Raw genomic sequence first — 18464 nt, forward strand, 5'->3', positions numbered from 1 at the left:
AGGGGCGTGTGCGAGCGATGCGGATTCTTGCTTTCGTTAGACTCTGCGAAACCGAGCTTCCCCAGCATCCAGCCCCGGCAGTTCGGAGGCGGCATCGATGAGGTTTGCCGTACGTCTTTTTCCGAAAGCTTCGATCGGAACATATCTCATCGCCATGGCCGTGGCGATCGCACTGCCGATCTTCGCCTTCGTTGCCCTTCTTCTCATGCAGCTGGAAGACAATCAGCGGTCTACACTCAAGCGCGAAACCGCGCAGGATGCGCTCGCCCTCTCACGCACCATCGACCGCCAGCTTCAGGATATGGCAACGACGCTGCGGCTGCTGTCCTCCTCGCCGGAGCTGGAGAGCGGCGACTATGAATCTTTCTACAATCGTACGGAAACAGCGCTGCGCGGCGATACACTCTATGTGATCGCCGTCGACAAGGCCGGACAGCAATTTCTGAATACCCGTCGCTCCTTCGGCACGCCGCTCGGCAAGACGACAAACATCGCGGCTTTGGAAGCCGCGATGAAGTCTGGCCGGATCGAAGCCTCCGACGTCTTCATGGGCGCAACGAGCGGCATGTGGGTCTACAACGTCACCCTGCCGCGTGACGAGGATCCTGTCGCCGCATTGATCATCACCCAGAATGCCACCGATCTTGCAAAACTCGTCACGACAGAGGGCCTTGCCTCCGGCTGGTCGGCGGCGGTCATCGATCAGGGTGGTCATGTCGTAGCGAGCCGCGGCCCGGCCAATCTGCAGCCTGGCGAACCCTTCGACCCGCGCATCCTGCCTTCGCTCGTCGCATCCAGCGGGGTTTTCGAAGACAGCGATATCCTCCCGCACGCCCTGTTGGGTTATGCGCAGATTCCCGGCTGGTCCTGGAAGACTGTGGTATGGGGGCCGATCGCCACCGCCCAGGCACCGATCCTCAGCACCTGGCGCTTCCTGCTGATCGGCGGCCTCGTGCTGCTGCTCGTTGCCGTGCTTGCCACCTATGCCGTTGCCCGGCAGGTCCGCTCGACGATTCGCGAAATAGCCGACATGGCGAACCGGCTCGGCGACGGCCATATCGTCTCTCCCGTCGAAACCAGTGTCATCGAGGCCAACCAGGTGGCGATTGCGCTTTCCAATGCCTCTTTCGACCGTAGCCAGAGCGAAGACCGGCTGCGCTTCGTCATGCATGAGCTGGTTCATCGCACCAAGAACCTGCTAACGCTTGTTCTCGCAATGATGCGCCAGCTCTCCAAGCAGGCCGACAGCGTCGAGACATTCCGGTTGGCCGTCGCTCACCGCCTTGAAGGACTCGTGCGCTCGATCGAGCTTCTGACGGGCGAGCAATGGTCCGGCGTCTCGCTGCATCGCGTCATCGATATTCATCTCCAGGCCTTTCCACAGGCTCGCGAGCAGGTGAAAATCGACGGCATGGATTTCATCCTCAAGCCCGATGCCGTACAGAACCTCGGCCTGGCGCTGCATGAACTCGCCACCAATTCGGTGAAGTACGGAGCGCTCTCCGTGCCACAGGGCCGTGTGCTCTTCGAATGGCAGCCGGCGGAGGACAACATGTTGCGTTTCACCTGGACTGAAAGCGGCGGCCCGCCAGTCAGTCCGCCGTCGCGCACCGGTTTCGGCACCACCGTCATCAAGGCGCATGCCGCCTCCGCTTTCCGGGGCAAGGTCGATGTCGACTTCCGCCCGGAAGGTCTCGTCTGGATCCTCACGGCCCAGCGTGGGACGATGGAGCGCGAGTAGCGCAACCGAAACAATCACTGCAGCCGCTGAACCTGCAGGCCCAAGACGGTCTCAATCTCGCCGTCGCCGTCGAGAAGATGACGCTGGTGCCGGGCGAAATCTGACGGTTCGCCGAGGATAAAAGAAAAGCCTGCTGAAGCGGGCTTTTCAGTTAGTGGGCGATTGCCTTGTTGATCTCTTCGGTCACCTTCTTGGCGTCCCCAAGCAGCATCATCGTGCCGTCCTTGTAGAACAGCGTGTTGTCGATGCCGGCGTAACCCGAACCGAGCGAACGCTTGACGAAGAGGCAGGTTTTGGCCTTGTCGACGTCAAGGATCGGCATGCCGTAGATCGGCGAGGACTTGTCGTCGCGTGCCGCCGGATTGGTGACGTCATTGGCGCCGATGACATAGGCGACATCGGCCTGGGCGAATTCCGAATTGATGTCCTCAAGCTCGAAGACTTCATCATAGGGCACATTGGCCTCGGCAAGCAGCACGTTCATATGACCCGGCATGCGGCCGGCGACCGGATGGATCGCGTATTTCACTTCCACGCCGTTCTTCTTGAGATTGTCGACAAGTTCACGCAACGCATGTTGTGCCTGCGCCACCGCCATGCCGTAGCCCGGCACGATGATGACCTTGGAGGCATTCGCCATCAGGTAGGCCGCATCCTCGGCCGAGCCGAGCTTGACGATCTTCTCCGACGTATCCGCCGCGCCGCCTGCCGTCTCGCCGCCGAAACCGCCGAGGATAACGGAGAGGAAAGAGCGGTTCATGCCCTTGCACATGATGTAGGACAGGATCGCACCCGATGAGCCGACCAGCGCACCGGTAATGATGAGCGCCAGATTGCCGAGCGTGAAGCCGATGCCGGCGGCAGCCCAGCCCGAATAGGAATTCAGCATCGACACGACGACGGGCATGTCTGCGCCGCCGATCGGCACGATCAGCAGGATGCCGAGTAACAGCGAGAGCGCAACGACCGCCCAGAAGTCCAGGTGGCTCTCAGTCACCGCCAGACCGATGATGAAGAGCACGATCAGGACAGCCAGCGCGATGTTGATCAGATGGCGGAAGGGTAACAGGATCGGCTTGCCGGACATACGCCCATCGAGCTTCAGGAAGGCGATGATCGAGCCGGTGAAGGTCAGCGCGCCGATCGCCACACCGATCGCCATTTCGATGCGTGCTTCCGTATGGATATGGCCGATCTCGCCGATACCGAAAGAGCCAGGCGTATAGAGCGCCGATGCCGCAACCAGAACCGCGGCAAGACCAACCAGCGAATGGAAGCCGGCAACGAGCTGCGGCATCGAGGTCATGGCAATGGTGCGGGCAATATAGGCGCCAGCGCTGCCGCCGATGGCGAGACCGAGGATGATGAGCACGAAGCCGCCGAAGTCAGGCGTTGCTAGCACCAGCGTCGTGAGGATCGCAATCCCCATGCCGATCATGCCGTAGAGATTGCCCTTGCGGCTGGTGGCCGGATGCGAGAGCCCGCGCAGCGCCAGAATGAACAGCACGCCGGAGACGAGATAGAGGAAGGCTGCAAGATTGGTCATCGGTGCCTCACTTGTCCTTCTTGCGGTACATCGCCAGCATGCGCTGCGTGACGAGGAAGCCGCCGAAGATATTCACCGAGACGAGCACGAGGGCCACGAAACCGAAGCCGGTCGCAAGCCCGCTGGTCGAGATGCCGACCGCAAGCAACGCGCCGACGACGATGACCGAGGAGATCGCGTTGGTCACGGCCATCAGCGGCGTATGCAGCGCCGGCGTTACTGACCAGACGACGTAGTAGCCGACAAAGATCGACAGCACGAAGATCGCGAACTGGAAGACGAAGGGATCGATCGCCCCGCCGGTGGCCGCACTTGCCGCTTCAGGCGCCTGGGCAGCAGCGGTAATGACCGCGGTGACGGCCTGGTCGAGCTGCTCCAGAGCCTTGTCCATTGCTTCACTGGCCATCAGTTATCCCCCTTCTTGGCGCCGCCGAATGCCGGATGTACGACATCCCCCGCATAGGTCAGCATCGTCGCCCTGATGAGTTCGTCCTCGAGGTTGAGCACGACCGATTTCGTTTCCTTACTCACCATCGTCTCCAGGAAGGTCACGAGGTTCTTGGCGTAAAGCGCTGAAGCACTGGCCGCCACACGGCCCGCCATGTTCAGAAAGCCGATCACCTTCACACCTTCGACATCGGCGACCTGCCCTGTAACCACACCTTCAATGTTGCCGCCGCGCTCGACTGCGAGATCGACAGCAACCGCCCCCGGCTTCATCGAGGCCAGCATGGTGCGCGAGACGAGCCGCGGCGCCGGGCGGCCGGGAATGAGAGCCGTGGTAATGACGATGTCCTGCTTGGCGATGTGCTCGGCAACGAGTGCAGCCTGCCTCGCCTGATAGTCGGCCGACATTTCTTTGGCGTAGCCGCCGGCCGTTTCCGCCGCCTTGAACTCGTCATCCTCGACGGCGATGAACTTCGCGCCGAGAGATGCAACCTGTTCCTTCGCTGCGGGGCGAACATCGGTTGCCGAAACGGCGGCACCGAGACGGCGCGCCGTCGCAATCGCCTGGAGGCCGGCAACGCCCGCACCCATGACGAAAACCTTGGCGGCAGGAATAGTCCCCGCTGCCGTCATCATCATCGGCATGGCACGATCATAGACGACGGCTGCCTCGATGACCGCCTGATAACCTGCAAGATTGGCCTGCGACGAAAGCACATCCATCGACTGCGCACGGGTGATGCGCGGCATCAGCTCCATCGCGAAGGTGGAAAGACCGGCACGGGCCATCGCGGCGACCGCCTCATCATTGCCATAGGGATCCATGATGGCAATGACGACGGCACCGGTCTTATAGCCGGAAATTTCGCTTTCGCTCGGCCGGCGGACCTTGAGGATCACATCGGCGGACGCTGCATCCGCGAACGTGCCGATTGCGGCGCCCACGGCCTCGAACTCACTATCCGGAATGCGAGAAAGTGCTCCGGCGCCCGCTTCGACAATGACATCGAAGCCGAGTGACTTTATCTTTTTCACGGTTTCGACAGACGCGGCAACGCGCGTCTCATCGCCCGTGATTTCCTTGGCTACGAAAACGATATTGGCCAACTGCCCCCTCCTCCGGGTCAGCTGGGCCGTGGCAGGCTGCTTGCCTGCACGGGCCAAGCATCTACATCACAAAGTTCGGAAGACCGTGTCTTCCCGCAAGCCGCGCTTAGCGGAGCAGGAAGATGCCGGCGACGAGGATGATGAGGAAGACGAGGATGCCGCCGAGGAAACCGGCGCCGCCGAAGAAACCGGCAGCCATCGCAAGCATCAGGGCAATCAGAAGCATCGAGCCGTATTTCGTGCCGGCAATGAACATGTTGTAGGTCTTTTCATGTTCCTTGTAGTCCATCGGCGCGCCGGTCTCGACCGGTCCGGTATGATGTTCAGCCATGAATATCGTCTCCCTGAAATGCCTCAGCGCTGCCTGATTCCCTCGCCTCAGCGAGGCAAATCCCCACCCGCAGGGATTACACAATGACGGGCGAAAGCGCAATGCATGAGAATGCCGCAGGGACGCCCTTCTCCTGATGTGGAGAGGGCATTCCCTATGGAAGAATCAAAGCGGCAGATCCGTTCCGAGCTGGCCTTCAGGCACGAAACGGGCGGTGGGAACGATGGTGAGCGAAGGCAGCGTGTTTTCCGGGCCGCGCGCGAACATCATCCGCTGCTCGCTGGCGCTGGAAATGAAGAAGGGATAACGCGTGAGAAGCTTGCGGCCGACCTCGACGACGTTGGTCGCCATCAGCGTCATGTCGATCCCGTAATTTTTGGCCTTCTGGCCCGGCACGACGGTGTCTGCATAGAAGACACGCTTATAGAATGCCGCATGCGGCGGGCGGACGAACTGCAGAACCCGATGTGCGCGGAAATGCGCGGCCGCGACGATGCTTGGCCGCAGCGTCAGGTAGGGAATCCAGGTCAGATCGGCGGTCAGATCTGGATCGGCGGCAAAACGCGCCGGATCGATCAAGCTTAGACCTGCATCCAGAAGCGCATCGATTGCTTCTGGGAAGGCTCCGGCCGACTGGCTGACGCGATGTTCCGGCGTCACATGGTGGATACGGATCGTGCTGACGAGCTCGCCATAATAATAGAGCCCGAAAACATGAGCATGGCTGTCGAAATCCGTGTCGTCGAGCAGTCCCTTCGGGGCCAGCGCAAGGGTGTCGTGCGCCTTGTAGGCCTTGTAACGCAGCCGCTCGACATCCTCCATGTCCTCAGTGCTTTCGACGCGGCGATATTCGACATTATCAAGAATTTCGAGAACCTTCTTCGAAAAGTCACTCGTACTCAAAGCGACAGACGCCATGGATGCACCCCGTTGTTAACGGGTCATTAATCATACCACATTCGTCAAAGCGCAAGATTTGATAAGAATTTTGGACGTATTTGAATCATTAAGGTTAACGGCCGCGAATATGCCCTTGGTCACACCGTCAGGCAGCGCCCTGATCAGGCGACCTTGCTGCGGCGACGCGGTGCCGTGCGGCGGTTGAGAGCATGGGAGAGGATGCCGATTTCCTTCGAGGGGACCGGCGGGGAAAAGACGTAACCCTGTACGAGATCCGTACTGCGGTGCTTGTTGAGAAGCGCCAGTTGCTCCGGGGTTTCGACACCCTCGACGACGATCTTGAGGCCAAGTTCGCGGGCAAGATGCACCGTGCCGCGCAACAATTTCAGACGGCGCGTATCTTCGACGATGTTACGCACGAAGGATCGGTCGATCTTGACGATGTCGAGCGGCAGCGTGTCGAGATAGCTGAGGCTGGAGAAGCCGGTGCCGAAATCGTCGATGGCGATGGTGATGTCGCGGCTGCGCAATTCGGCGAGGATGGCGCGCACGACCGCCGGCTCGTCGATCAGGCTGCTTTCGGTGATTTCCAGATGCAGGCGCGATGCCTCAAGACCGGAATGCGCCAGCGCGTCCGAAACGACCGAGAGGATGTCCGCGTCACGCAGGTCGCGCGCCGACAGGTTGACCGAAACGGCGATATGATCCGGCCAGCTCATGCATTCTTCACAGGCCTTGAAGAGCACGAAACGCGTGATCTGCGAGATAATGCCCATCTCTTCAGCGAGGCGGATGAAGACGTCGGGCGGAATGGAGCCCTTTTCCGGATGCACCCAGCGAGCCAGTGCTTCTGCGCATTCGATGCGCGTGCCATCAGCCTTGAACATCGGCTGGAAGGCGAGGTGCAGCGCATTTGCAGCCACGGCCTCGCGCAGATCCGCCTTGAGCTTCTGCTGCTCGATATAGCGACCGTCCATTTCGCGCTCGAAACCAGAGATGCCGCCCTTCAAGCGCGACTTGCTTTCGAACAGCGCAAGGTCAGCCTTGACGCTCCATTCGTCCATGGCGAAGGCGTCGCTCTCGAGGACGGCGTACCCGGCACTGAGCGAGACGAGGAAGGTCACCTCATCGACTTCATATTGACCCTGGATCGCGGCATGCAGCTTACGGATGTCGGCATCCAGCACCTGCCGGTCACGCGCATGCGGGAAGAAGAGGATGAATTGGTCGCCCATGAGGCGGCCGACGATGGCGTTGCCGGCCATCTCCTTGACCCGCATGGCGATGGCGCAGAGCAGGTGGTCGCCGGTCACATGGCCTCGCATGTCGTTGACATGCTTGAACTCGTCGATATCGAGGATCATGAAGCCGAGGGGACCGCGTTTCTTCGAATGTCTGGCGAGATAGTCCTGCACGCGATGGCCGAAATATTCACGGTTCGGCAGACCGGTCAGCGCGTCGAAGCGCACCATATGCAGGATCTTCTGCTCGGCCTTCACACGGCTCGAAACGTCTTCGAAGATCAGTACCGCACCGCCATCTGCGCGCCGGCTTGCTGAGAATTCCAGCGACAGTCCCTCGGGGAAATGGATAAGCGTGCGCGACAGGCTGCCTTCGGCCACCTGTGTCAGTTGCCGAAGGATCAACTCCGGCTGCGAAGCGTCCATGAAGCTGTAGCGTGCGCCATAACGTAACACCGCGCCGAGATCGCGATCCTTTAGCCGGTCCGGTGCGCCAATTTTCAAAAGTTCGCAGGCCTTGCGGTTGATGACCTGGATCCGATTCTCCTCGTCAACCATGACGAGGCCGTGCGGCATGTTGTTCAGCGCCGTATCGAAGCGATCGGCAATCGAAGCGATCTCGCGGCGCGCGATCACGTTCTCATAGAGGAACTCGCGCACGCCAGTCGCCATGGCTCGCGTCGTCAGCCAGAAAGGAATGAGGAAGACCGAGAGGATGCCGCGATAGAAATCCAGCGTCATGATGCTGCAGATGATCATCGGCAGGCAGCATGAGAAGGTCTGCAGGTCGACCGCCATGCGTGAGCCATAGTTGCGGCCGACGACCGAAACCATCGTCGCCATGGTCACTGCGATACAGGCGAGCTCGGCAAAGGAATCACGCGTGAAAAAGATGGCATACCCACTGCCGATGCCAAGAAGCGTGGTGATGCCGGCTGCGCCAACCACGAGAATCTTCTCCCAGCGCTCGATCTCGGCAAAGGAGAGCTTCTCCTTGTCTACCTTGTCGAACAGGCGGAAAATCGCCATGCGGGCGCAGAACACCACGATGACGGCGACAGCCAGGAATATATAGACGGGGGAGCCGGTTTTGGCGGCGACAGCCAGGAAAGTGGCGGAGTGTACGATGACGCCAGCCAGCAGCGTCATGCGGTTCCCCGAGAGGGAACTCACAAACGACAGATACACATCCTTAGGGACCCTGTTCGGGTTATGTGGCTTCATCCATACTTTCCCTGTGCGCGGGAAATGTAAACCGAACCCTTTAAAAATTGATTTCAAACGGTTCAAACATTTGGTCAATTTTTCTAAAACCCTAGGATGAACTACTCATCCCAGGCGCGATAATGCAGCTTTCTCGCGAGGTTTTTGAAAAATATATCCTCGCCTGAGTTGTCAGAATTTTCCAACGGGATCACAGGGTCTGGCCGCATAAGACTATACTCCAAGGCGGGTCATTTATCCTTCCAATTTCAAAAACCCTAGTTTACACCGATTGTTGAGGGAGAACTGCCGAAAACGGCAAGATAACAAGGGGAGGCGAATGTCGGTATTCCTGGCCGTCAGTCGGCTGATTGACTCGATCAGCGAGTTCATTGGCAAACTATCCGAATACATGGTGTTGTTCTGCTGCCTGATCAGCGCCGGAAACGCCGTCGTCCGCTACGCCTTCAACTACAGCTCGAACGGCTGGCTCGAGATCCAGTGGTATCTTTTCGCTTTCGTCGTCGTGCTCGGCGCATCGCATACCTTGCGCAAGAACGAGCATGTGCGGGTCGATCTGATATACGGCTCTGTCTCTGACAAGGCGAAGATCTGGATCGACATCGTCGGCCTGATCGTCTTCCTCATCCCGGCCTGCATCTTCCTTTCCATTCTCTGCTGGCCCTATTTCCTACTCGCCTATCAGCAGGGCGAGATTTCCGCCAATGCCGGCGGCCTCATCCGCTGGCCTGTGAAGCTGATGCTCTTTGCCGGCTTCGCGCTTCTGACCCTTCAGGGCATTTCGGAATTGATCAAGAGGATCGCCGCGCTGTCCGGCACGATCGAGATCGATACGAAATACGAAAAGCCGCTGCAGTAACGCGCGCCTGGAGGAAACGAATTTGTTTGACTACGGTATCATCCCGCCGGCGATGTTCCTGGGCATGGTCATTTTCATGCTCTACGGCTTCCCCGTCGCCTTTTCGCTCGCCGCCGTCGGCCTTTTCTTCGGTATCATCGGCATTGTGACCGGGCATTTCGGAGAGGTCTTCCTGCAGGCGCTGCCACTGCGCTTCTTCGGCATCGTCTCCAACGATCTGCTGCTCGCGATCCCTTTCTTCACCTTCATGGGCGCCATACTAGAGCGTTGCGGCTTGGCCGAAGACCTGCTCGAAGGCACCGGCAAGCTCTTCGGTGGCGTTCCCGGCGGCCTAGCCTATGCTGTCATCCTCGTCGGCGCCGTGCTTGGCGCGATCACCGGCACAGTGGCCGCCTCGGTCATCACCATGGGTGTGATTTCGCTGCCGATCATGCTGCGCTACGGCTACAATCCGCGCCTTGCCACCGGCGTCATTGCCGCTTCCGGCACAATCACCCAGGTGATCCCGCCCTCGCTGGTACTCGTCGTTCTCGCCGACCAGCTCGGCAAATCGGTCGGCGACATGTATCGCGGCGCAATCGGCCCGTCGATCCTGCAGGTGGCGATCTTCGTGCTCTTCATCCTAGTGCTGTCGATCGTCCGGCCAAAATCGATGCCGCCGCTGCCAAAGGAAGTGCGCGGCGACTTCAATTGGGCGCTGCTCATCAAGGTGCTGATGGGCATGGTGCCCTCGATCGTGCTGATCTTCCTCGTGCTCGGCACGATCTTCATGGGTCTTGCGACGCCGACGGAAGCCGGCGCGCTCGGCGTCGTCGGCGCCATGGTGCTCGCGGCAATGAACCGGCGCCTCACCTGGCCGCTGATCCGCGAGGCGATGACATCGACCACGCACATCACCTCCATGGTTGTAATGATCCTGATCGGCTCCACCTGTTTCAGCCTGGTCTTCCAAGGCATGGACGGCTCGCGCTGGATCGAGCATATGCTATCGGGCATTCCCGGCGGCCCGGTCGGTTTCCTGATCTTTGTCAACATCTTCATCTTCGTGCTCGCCTTCTTCCTCGATTTCTTCGAGATCGCCTTCATCGTCATCCCGATGCTTGCCCCCGTCGCCTCCAATCTCGGCATCGACCTGATCTGGTTCGGCGTGCTGATCTGCGTCAACATGCAGACGAGCTTCATGCACCCGCCCTTCGGCTTCGCGCTCTTCTACCTGCGCTCGATCGCCAGCCGCGAGGTCAAGACCTCGGATATTTACATGGGTGCGCTTCCCTGGGTCGGCATGCAGCTGATCCTGGTGGCGATCGTGATCTTCTGGCCGCAATCGGTCACCTACTGGCTGGACCACGGCCCGAAGGTCGACCCGAATTCGATCAAGATCGAAGTCCCGGGCTTCGGCGGTCAGCTCGGCCTGCCCCCGCTCGGCGGCAACAATGGCTCGCCGCAGATCCCGGGCCTGACCCTGCCGCCGCTGAATGGCCTGCCGGGAGCGCCGCCGACGCCTGCCAAATAGCCAGCAAAAAGCAAAACCCCGGATCGAAATCCGGGGTTCTGTATCGTGTTCGTGGAAACCATTAGCGGCGGGGGCTCCTCAGATCTTACCCGCGCGCTGCTGGATCATCATGAACGTATCGAACGTGTATTCCGAAAGCTGCATCCAGAGATAGGCATCTCGCTTGAAAGCAGTCTGGTCGTCGTAGATCTTCTTGAAATATTGGTTCGTGCCCGAGATTTCGCTGTAGATGCCCATCGCGGCCTGGAAGCAGGCTTCCATGATCTCCTGGCTGAACGGCCGCAGCGTCGCACCTTCCGCAACAAGCTGCTTCAGCGCGCTCGGGTTCTTCGTGTCGTATTTTGCCAGCATGTTGGTGTTGGCGAAGGCGCAGGCGTCGTTGAGCGCTGCCTGATAGTGCTTCGGCAGGCTGCTCCACTTATCGAGGTTGAAGAAGGCATGCACCGTCGGGCCGCCTTCCCACCAGCCCGGGTAATAATAGTACTTCGCCACCTTGTGGAAACCGAGCTTCAGGTCGTCATAGGGGCCGACGAATTCTGCCGCGTCGATCGTTCCCTTTTCCAGCGCCGGATAGATGTCGCCGCCGGCGATCTGCTGCGGGATGACGCCGACCTTCTCCATGACGCGACCGGCGAGACCGGCAATGCGCATCTTGACGCCCTTGAGATCGTCGAGTGTATTGATTTCCTTGCGGAACCAGCCGCCCATCTGCGCACCGGTATTGCCGGCCGGCAGGGCATACATTCCCTGCGTGGCATAGAATTCGTTCATCAGCGTATTGCCGTTGCCCTGGTAAAACCAGGCATTGGTCAGGCGGCTGTTCAGTCCGAACGGAATGGCAGTTCCGATGGCGTAGGTCGGGTCCTTGCCGACGAAATAATAGGAGGTGGTGTGGGCTGCCTCGACAGTACCGGCCGCCACAGCATCAACGGCCTGCAGGCCGGGGACGATCTCGCCGGCTGCGAAAGGCTGGATCGTGAAATTGCCATCAGTGGCAGCCGAAACATGCTTGGCGATATCTTCGGCGCCGCCATAGATCGTGTCCAGGCTCTTCGGAAACGACGAGGTCATACGCCAGGCAATCTTCGGGTTTTCCTGCGCAATTGCAGGTGCTGCCAAAGCAGTCGCGGCAACGGCACCGGCGCCGGCTGTTCCCGCCTTCTTCATAAATGAACGACGATCCATCAAAAACCTCCCGTATAGATGGCACTGCGTGGTCAATCCTCACCCCTACCCGCAGTAATGGCAAAGCTAAGCATGGCGGAAGAAGCGTTTCAAGCTTTAGTCTATTAGTCTTTGGGATCACGACGCTTCTGTGGCGCAAGCCACACATCCATCGGAATCAGCAGCTTAGCTGCACCGTGCCGGCCGCTTCCGCGATGAAGCGACCGGGCTTGCCTTCAGGAGAAACGATCAATGATGATCGTCGTCCTCGTCGTCATGCTCATGTTTCAGCCAGGTGCAGAGTTCGGCCGGAAGCAGTTTTTCGTAAGCGTCGTCGCTGCCCACGAACTCTCCGAGATCCCTGACACTGACGAAACCGACATTTGGGAAATGCTCAGTTGCACTGCGCAGGAATTCGAACTTCTCGTCGCCGATACCGACCATGACATAGTAGATCTGCGATTCAGCCTGTTCGGCCTTCTGCAGCAAATCCCAGGCCGCGTCCCGGTCGGAATTCTCCCCGTCTGTCAGGAAATAATTGATTGCCGGAATGCCCGACCGCGTTTCTTCACCGAAGGCGTCGCGCCGCATGCCGAAGATCATGCCGAGCAGACCGCCCGCCCCTTCTTCCTCCATCAGCCCGTAAGCCATGAGGTTCGAGCGGATGACCGGACCGTAATCAGTGCCGCCCCACAGGATCGGCTGGACATCCTTGTTGCCGACAATCTCGCGCTGAATGTAGCCCTCGTAATTCTTGGCCGTGGCAGGCGTCAGCGACGCCATATTCTGCTTGTTGGAAAAAGCCCAGGTATCGATACGGCCATCATCGTCGAAATAGAGAGCGACGGGAAGGATACGCTCCAGCGCGGCCTGCACCGCGCCGGATTTGAAAAGGTCGCCCATAGAGCCCGAGACATCGATATTGATGCCGACCTGCGCCGGGATGCGCTCGTGAATGCCCTGCTTCTGCAAAACGAAACCGACACGGCGAACCTCCTCCTCCGGTTTCTGTAGCTTGAATGTCGTCACGGCCTATTCCTCTCCAGTTTGAGTTTTCCAAGAATGCGGGTGTGAAGATTGCGAAGCGGCACTCTTGTACTTGCCTGCTCCGCCGATTGAGCGGTTCGCGCTGCCGTTAGGGCTGCGGAATATGCCGCATGCCAGGCAGGTAGGTCTTCCTGCAGCAGGCCCTCGGCCAAGCGGGCGAGCGCTTCGATTTCCTGCGAGACGGCCGCAACGGTCCAGATGCTCATCTCTATGGTCGCCTTCGTGGCCGAAAGGCTTGATGTCCGTGTTTCCAGTGCTTCAGACTGCGAGGCATAATGAGCCTGCCGCTCGCGGTCGGGCAGTTGAAGGCTGCCGATGTGATGGACGAGGAATCGACCGGCAAGAATATGCGCGGCAAGGTTATTCGAGAGCGACTTATAGGCCTTGCCGACAGCGCGTATCTGGCTGGCAACGGCGACAATCTCGGGCGCAAGCGCATTAAGTTCAGTCGCCAAAGCCCGCACCTCCGGATAGAGGCGAGAAAAAAGGCCGGCAGGATCACGGGGCGCGGCGAGAGCCCTGACGGTATTCAGAAAACCGCCGCTGACAGCAAACACCCTGTCCGGATCGAGGTCCGTCAGGCACTGCAGCAATCCGGCCGCTAACCGTCTCCCCTCTGCCACAACTTCACTGCTGACGATCTTGAGTTCGCTTTCCGCCAGTCTCCCGTGCTCGGCCTGCAGAAAAGCACCAAAGCGGACCACATCATCGAAATAATGGTCGTCGAGATTGGTGCTGTCGACGATCCGCAACGCCGCTTTTGCTACAGCCTCGGTCGCATTCGCATCCATGCCCCGGAGGTCGGCGACGCCGCAGGAGATGCGTTGCCTCACCTCCCCAGCGGCTAGAACCCGTGGGCGATTGCCCTTGGGCGTGGGAGCGCGGGGCGCGCCGAAGAGTATCTTCGGCTGGTTCCCATCCTTCGAAGCGACAACAGGCTCTGGCGCGGCACTTTCCGGGAAAAGCACCCTGGGTGATCCGCCCGGCTTTTTCTCCGGCGGTTCATCTGCCTTGCCGCTTGTCAAGCAGAGCCTCCGCTCAGCCGAGATAGGCCTGGATGACGTCGCCGAGCCCGGCATTTGATCCCGCGCCGACAGCATAGAATTTCCAGGATCCGTCCGCCTGCTTCAGGAAGGACGCAACCTGAATCGTCGTCTTGCCGGCAAATTCGGCCGTCAGCTGATAGCGGCAGAGTTCGTCGTCCATCGCATCGCAGACTTCGATATAGGCGTTCTTGACCTTGCCGAAATCCTGCTTCTTGCGGGCGGCATCATGGATCGTTGCCCAGACGGCGAGCTCGGAAATCTCGCGCGGAAGCTTCGCCAGTACGATCTTGAACTCCTCGCGAAAACCCTCGTCGTGATGCCCGCCACCATGATGGTCTTCATCACCGTCGTCATCGTCAGGCTCAGGCTTTGTCAGGGCTCCACGTCCGGTGCGGTCGTCGCGCTCATGCCACATCGAGCCGTCGTCCGTCTGGAAGGATCCATCGGCATTTTTGGACAGTGATCCTTCAGGGTTGCTGGAGCTGCGCACGAATGCGTAGCACAGCGCATGCGAACCGTCATTATAGAGCCGCGCCCGGTTTGAATCGCCACCGGGATGAACCAGCGCAAAACAATGGACATCGAGGTCGAAGGCCGGGCCGGAGCCCTCCGGCGGATCCCAGACGAGCCCGGAATGAACGAGCTGGATCTCTTTCTGGATCTGAAACGACTGACCCTTGTTGAGATTAAAGGTTGCCATGCGCTGTCTTCTCCTGAGGTCTCAGATCGGGCGGGCAATCACGATCTGGCGGGCTTGTTCAAGCTTGGTGCGGGCGGCGGCATAGCGCTCCTTGTTGCGCTCGCCTTCGGCAACGACCTTGTCGGCGATCGCCCGCAGCCGCTGGGCGGTGCCAAGCACAAGATCGGCATCCGCAAGGCGGGTTTCGCCGGCTGCCTTGACGGCATTGACCGAAACATCTTCGAGCACCTGCGAGCCATATTGCTGCAGCGAGGCCCGCAGCTCACGCCGCATGGTATTGATCTGCTGGATCGACTGCATCTGGAAGAGGGCATGCAGCCTGATCAGGATCGACTTGATATCGTTGAATTCCGCGTTGGCGGAGGTGACGGTGTCCGCAAGCGTCGCGAGCGCCGCGCCGCGGGCGATGCCGATGGAGTCGAGATCCGTCGGCGCCTTGGCGTAAGCCGTTTCAAGAACGAGCACGCGGTTCTGGAAGATATCCAGCTTCTGCGAGAAGTCGCGAGCCTCCTGAACCTTGAGCGGATCGCCCGAGACCGCCTCTTGCTTCAGCCGTTCGAGATCCCTGCTTGCGTCAGCGATGATGCGACGGCCGGCCTCGACGAAGACCCCGAGCGAAACGATCGTATCGCGATATCCCTCCGCCAGGCTGCTTATGCGCGAGACTTCGAGAATAAGCTTGCCGCTTTCCTCATCAATCTGGGCTTCCATCGGCTTGATGAGATCGCTGAGCGATTTCGCCTTGCTCTGCAGCATGCCGCGCACTTCATCCGTCACCGCCTTCAGCCGTTTGGCGGGGTCGCCGAGGCCGATTGCGATCAGCAGACGTTCGAGAAAGCTTCCCTTCAGCTTCTCCCGAATGCTTGCCTCCAGCTCTTTCAGATCCGCATCCTTCACACCCTCGCGAATCGTGCGGAAAAGCTCGAAAAGCACTGGCGACTGGGCGTTGGTGATCTGCGAGAGAATAGTATCCAGCTTGGCGCCGAAACTGCTGATGGCTTCCTGACCGAAGGTGACCAGCGTATGCGGCTCTGCCGTCACCAGCCGATATCGCTCTGCCAGATCGCCGATATCGCCAGCCTTTTCCGGCGGAAGGACAACGGTCACGACGGCGGGCGGGCCACCAGCCGCAATCGAGGGCATGAGGTCAGGTTTCGTCTCGAGTGCCGTCGTCTTCGGTTCCGACATGCCGCCAATCCTCTTGGTCCGTCTTCTCGTCGATACGGTCCAAGCCGCACGAAAGTTACGAACACAGGTTGCAGAAATCGGCTGGAATGTAGTGCACAGGATGCGGCTCCGCAACACGGTCGATCACGATATCGTATGCTTTCGTGAATGCCTCCGGCTTTGCCCTGCGCGGAACTTGAGAAGGCAGGAAAATTTTAAAATCAGTTATTTAGCCAACTTCCCGTAAACACCGGACTTTTGAACCGCCGCAATTTGGCCACCGCTTGCATCCAAGCGTTGACTTCACGGCCGATCTGGTCGCACAAACGTCCGATATTGTTTTCTTCGGGGCAAAAATGACGAAACCGATCGTTGCGATTCCCGCCGATATCCGCAGTCTAGATGGCGCGACCTGGCATGCCGCTCAGCATCAGTATCTGCGCGCAGCGCTGAATGCAGCCGGCGTGATGGCCTTCATCATTCCCGCCTTTGAGGAAGGCTACGACACAGATGCCATTCTCGATCGCGTGGACGGCGTGCTGGTTTCCGGCTCGGCAAGCAATGTGCACCCCTCGCTCTATGGCCTCGAAGCCACCGAAGCCGATGGCCCCTTTGACCCGGCGCGCGACGCCACCAGTCTGCCGCTCATCCGCCGCGCCATCGACCGGGCCATCCCGCTTCTTGCCATCTGCCGCGGCATACAGGAGCTGAACGTTGCGCTGGGCGGCTCGCTTGCGAGCGAAATACAGGAACAACCCGGCATCTGGGACCACCGGAAACCCGATGTGACCGATCGCGACGGCATGTATGCAATCCGCCAGAGCGTTTATATCAAGGAAGGCTCCTGCATCGCCAGCATCGTCGGCGCTGGCGAAGTCCGCGTGAACTCGCTGCATCGTCAGGCAATCGCCAAGACCGCCCCGCGCCTGCAGGTTGAAGCCACAGCAGAGGATGGCACGATCGAAGCCGTCTCCGTCATCGACGCCAAGGCCTTCGCTGTCGGCGTGCAGTGGCACCCGGAATACTGGGCCGAAACCGACAAGCCCTCGAACAAGCTCTTTACCGCGTTCGGCGATGCCGTCAGAGATTACGCCGCCAGCAAGTTGCCATCGCTACCGGCGCAGGCAATCGCTTGAAAATGAAAGGCCGCCGGATCGCTCCGACGGCCTTCTTCATCTCAAACTCAATGCCTCAGCGGCCGCCTTCGATCCTGCGGTGACGCTGGTTGGTGCCGTTTGCACCATACGGATATTGCCCCGGCGTCGGCGCGCTGACCTCGTTGAGCTTTGCCGTCTCTTCCGCCGAAAGCACGAATTCCGCTGCAGCAAGATTGTCGGCGAGCTGTTCGGATGTGCGTGCGCCGAGAATGACCGACGTTACGGCCGGGCGCGCCGCGACCCAGGAGAGCGCCACTTGCGCCATGCTGACGCCGCGTGCCCTAGCAATCTCTTCCACTGCGCTGATGATATCCCAGGTGCGTTCCTGCGCGTTGCGGGCAGCATAGGCTTCGCCGCCGCGATTGGGATTTTCGCCGAGGCGCGTCGCACCTGTCGGCGTCTCGTCGCGCTTGTACTTGCCAGTCAGCCAGCCACCGCCGAGCGGCGACCAGGGCAGCAGGCCCATGCCGGCATCCTGGCATGCATCGACGATCTCGAGCTCGATGTCGCGCATCAGCAGGTTATACTGCGGCTGCAGCGTCACTGGGCGCGTATACCCCTGTGCCTTGGCGATTTCGGAGGCTTTGGCAATGTGCCAGCCGACATAGTTGGAGAAGCCGTAGTAACCGATCTTGCCCGCGCGAACGGCATCATCGAGGAATCGCAGCGTCTCCTCGATCGGTGTCAGCGCATCCCACGCATGCATCTGGTAGAGATCGATATGCTCGACATCGAGGCGGCGCAGCGAGTCGTTCAGCGCCTGATTGAGATGGCGGCGGGAAAGGCCGATATCGTTCGGTCCGTCGCCCATCGGGAAACGGCCCTTCGTGGCGATGACAGCCTGCCTTGCCTGCGCGGGACGCGCCTTCAGCCAGCGACCGATGATCTCCTCCGATACACCGTTGCTATAGACGTCTGCCGTGTCGATGAAATTGCCGCCCCAGGCAAAATAGTCGTCGAGCATCTTGAAGGAAGCCGCCTCATCGGATTCCTTCCCGAAAGTCATTGTACCCAGGCAATATGCGGTAACGACGGCCCCGCTGGGGCCGAGCTTGCGATAATCCATTTCTGCCTCCTTCCAGAGGCGCCGGCTGCCCGCGCGAAAAGTCGCCGGGCGGAGCAGACGCTCCCCGATCAAATCGCTATGTGTAAGCTTGAGACGGCGAAATGCCGCCGATGAAAATCACGGCCGCTGGGAATGGACGCGGCAGGAACCGATCATAACCAATCCTTCCCGGCCGACCAAGTAGGAAACGGGAAAAAGACTAAGGGCA

At 59.9% G+C, this 18464-nt stretch carries 16 protein-coding genes and 1 pseudogene; 5 read left to right on the forward strand and 12 right to left on the reverse strand.

The window, feature by feature from the left end:
* The first annotated feature begins 97 nt into the window (after nt 1-97).
* Nucleotides 98-1741, forward strand: a complete 1644-nt coding sequence (locus PMI11_RS12580; RefSeq protein ID WP_007817402.1) for a sensor histidine kinase — start codon at nt 98-100, stop codon at nt 1739-1741.
* A 17-nt stretch (nt 1742-1758) separates the two neighbouring features.
* A pseudogene (locus PMI11_RS37035) lies at nt 1759-1845 on the forward strand (DUF992 domain-containing protein); the annotation flags it as partial.
* 47 nt (nt 1846-1892) lie between these two features.
* On the opposite strand, the gene PMI11_RS12585 reads toward PMI11_RS37035, so the two are convergent.
* The 6 genes from PMI11_RS12585 to PMI11_RS12610 form a co-directional block, all read right to left on the reverse strand.
* Nucleotides 1893-3287 carry an NAD(P)(+) transhydrogenase (Re/Si-specific) subunit beta gene (locus PMI11_RS12585; RefSeq protein WP_007817404.1) on the reverse strand — a complete coding sequence of 465 codons (1395 nt, stop codon included), beginning with the start codon at nt 3285-3287 and terminating at the stop codon, nt 1893-1895.
* A 7-nt stretch (nt 3288-3294) separates the two neighbouring features.
* Nucleotides 3295-3693: a proton-translocating transhydrogenase family protein gene (locus PMI11_RS12590; RefSeq protein ID WP_007817406.1), complete on the reverse strand. Its 399-nt coding sequence runs from the start codon at nt 3691-3693 to the stop codon at nt 3295-3297.
* Nucleotides 3693-4841 (reverse strand): Re/Si-specific NAD(P)(+) transhydrogenase subunit alpha, encoded by a 1149-nt coding sequence (locus tag PMI11_RS12595; protein WP_007817408.1) that lies wholly within the window; start codon nt 4839-4841, stop codon nt 3693-3695. The genes PMI11_RS12590 and PMI11_RS12595 overlap by 1 nt, the downstream gene beginning before the upstream one ends.
* A gap of 106 nt (nt 4842-4947) precedes the next feature.
* Nucleotides 4948-5172, reverse strand: coding sequence for an aa3-type cytochrome c oxidase subunit IV (locus tag PMI11_RS12600; RefSeq protein ID WP_007817412.1), 225 nt, complete (start codon nt 5170-5172; stop codon nt 4948-4950).
* 165 nt (nt 5173-5337) lie between these two features.
* Nucleotides 5338-6090 (reverse strand): N-acyl amino acid synthase FeeM domain-containing protein, encoded by a 753-nt coding sequence (locus PMI11_RS12605; protein ID WP_007817414.1) that lies wholly within the window; start codon nt 6088-6090, stop codon nt 5338-5340.
* Between the two features lie 143 nt (nt 6091-6233).
* Nucleotides 6234-8537, reverse strand: coding sequence for a putative bifunctional diguanylate cyclase/phosphodiesterase (locus PMI11_RS12610; protein ID WP_007817415.1), 2304 nt, complete (start codon nt 8535-8537; stop codon nt 6234-6236).
* A gap of 319 nt (nt 8538-8856) precedes the next feature.
* Between PMI11_RS12610 and PMI11_RS12615 the strand changes: the two genes are divergently transcribed.
* Together PMI11_RS12615 and PMI11_RS12620 are read left to right on the forward strand one after the other, a co-directional pair.
* Nucleotides 8857-9396 (forward strand): TRAP transporter small permease subunit, encoded by a 540-nt coding sequence (locus PMI11_RS12615; RefSeq protein ID WP_007817417.1) that lies wholly within the window; start codon nt 8857-8859, stop codon nt 9394-9396.
* Between the two features lie 22 nt (nt 9397-9418).
* Entirely contained in the window at nt 9419-10909 is a 1491-nt protein-coding gene (locus PMI11_RS12620; protein ID WP_007817419.1) for a TRAP transporter large permease, read from the forward strand.
* 78 nt (nt 10910-10987) lie between these two features.
* On the opposite strand, the gene PMI11_RS12625 is transcribed toward PMI11_RS12620, so the two are convergent.
* The 5 genes from PMI11_RS12625 to PMI11_RS12645 form a co-directional block, all read right to left on the reverse strand.
* Nucleotides 10988-12094 (reverse strand): TRAP transporter substrate-binding protein, encoded by a 1107-nt coding sequence (locus tag PMI11_RS12625; protein ID WP_007817421.1) that lies wholly within the window; start codon nt 12092-12094, stop codon nt 10988-10990.
* A gap of 228 nt (nt 12095-12322) precedes the next feature.
* Complete coding sequence (locus PMI11_RS12630) at nt 12323-13102, reverse strand: VWA domain-containing protein (protein ID WP_007817422.1); 780 nt, start codon at nt 13100-13102, stop codon at nt 12323-12325.
* Nucleotides 13099-14145 (reverse strand): hypothetical protein, encoded by a 1047-nt coding sequence (locus tag PMI11_RS12635; RefSeq protein ID WP_007817426.1) that lies wholly within the window; start codon nt 14143-14145, stop codon nt 13099-13101. The genes PMI11_RS12630 and PMI11_RS12635 overlap by 4 nt, the downstream gene beginning before the upstream one ends.
* A 13-nt stretch (nt 14146-14158) precedes the next feature.
* Complete coding sequence (locus PMI11_RS12640; protein ID WP_007817429.1) at nt 14159-14866, reverse strand: TerD family protein; 708 nt, start codon at nt 14864-14866, stop codon at nt 14159-14161.
* Between the two features lie 21 nt (nt 14867-14887).
* Nucleotides 14888-16054, reverse strand: coding sequence for a toxic anion resistance protein (locus tag PMI11_RS12645; RefSeq protein WP_007817431.1), 1167 nt, complete (start codon nt 16052-16054; stop codon nt 14888-14890).
* A gap of 335 nt (nt 16055-16389) precedes the next feature.
* Between PMI11_RS12645 and PMI11_RS12650 the strand changes: the two genes are divergently transcribed.
* On the forward strand, nt 16390-17169 hold the full coding sequence (locus tag PMI11_RS12650) for a gamma-glutamyl-gamma-aminobutyrate hydrolase family protein (RefSeq protein ID WP_007817433.1): 780 nt from the start codon (nt 16390-16392) through the stop codon (nt 17167-17169).
* Between the two features lie 55 nt (nt 17170-17224).
* Here the strand turns inward: PMI11_RS12650 and PMI11_RS12655 are convergent, their stop codons facing one another.
* Nucleotides 17225-18256 carry an aldo/keto reductase gene (locus PMI11_RS12655; RefSeq protein ID WP_007817435.1) on the reverse strand — a complete coding sequence of 344 codons (1032 nt, stop codon included), beginning with the start codon at nt 18254-18256 and terminating at the stop codon, nt 17225-17227.
* Between the last annotated feature and the right edge of the window lie 208 nt (nt 18257-18464).

The sequence above is a fragment of the Rhizobium sp. CF142 genome, assembly GCF_000281145.1.
In the GTDB taxonomy this organism is placed as follows: Bacteria; Pseudomonadota; Alphaproteobacteria; order Rhizobiales; family Rhizobiaceae; genus Rhizobium.

What these genes read in the sequence shown, in the direction of transcription:
- PMI11_RS12650 (WP_007817433.1), top strand. Translation starts at nt 16,390, where the DNA reads ATGACGAAACCGATCGTTGCGATTCCCGCCGATATCCGCAGTCTAGAT.
- PMI11_RS12600 (WP_007817412.1), bottom strand. Translation starts at nt 5,172, where the DNA reads ATGGCTGAACATCATACCGGACCGGTCGAGACCGGCGCGCCGATGGAC.
- PMI11_RS12645 (WP_007817431.1), bottom strand. Translation starts at nt 16,054, where the DNA reads ATGTCGGAACCGAAGACGACGGCACTCGAGACGAAACCTGACCTCATG.
- PMI11_RS12590 (WP_007817406.1), bottom strand. Translation starts at nt 3,693, where the DNA reads ATGGCCAGTGAAGCAATGGACAAGGCTCTGGAGCAGCTCGACCAGGCC.
- PMI11_RS12580 (WP_007817402.1), top strand. Translation starts at nt 98, where the DNA reads ATGAGGTTTGCCGTACGTCTTTTTCCGAAAGCTTCGATCGGAACATAT.
- PMI11_RS12610 (WP_007817415.1), bottom strand. Translation starts at nt 8,537, where the DNA reads ATGAAGCCACATAACCCGAACAGGGTCCCTAAGGATGTGTATCTGTCG.
- PMI11_RS12605 (WP_007817414.1), bottom strand. Translation starts at nt 6,090, where the DNA reads ATGGCGTCTGTCGCTTTGAGTACGAGTGACTTTTCGAAGAAGGTTCTC.
- PMI11_RS12655 (WP_007817435.1), bottom strand. Translation starts at nt 18,256, where the DNA reads ATGGATTATCGCAAGCTCGGCCCCAGCGGGGCCGTCGTTACCGCATAT.
- PMI11_RS12585 (WP_007817404.1), bottom strand. Translation starts at nt 3,287, where the DNA reads ATGACCAATCTTGCAGCCTTCCTCTATCTCGTCTCCGGCGTGCTGTTC.
- PMI11_RS12625 (WP_007817421.1), bottom strand. Translation starts at nt 12,094, where the DNA reads ATGGATCGTCGTTCATTTATGAAGAAGGCGGGAACAGCCGGCGCCGGT.
- PMI11_RS12640 (WP_007817429.1), bottom strand. Translation starts at nt 14,866, where the DNA reads ATGGCAACCTTTAATCTCAACAAGGGTCAGTCGTTTCAGATCCAGAAA.
- PMI11_RS12615 (WP_007817417.1), top strand. Translation starts at nt 8,857, where the DNA reads ATGTCGGTATTCCTGGCCGTCAGTCGGCTGATTGACTCGATCAGCGAG.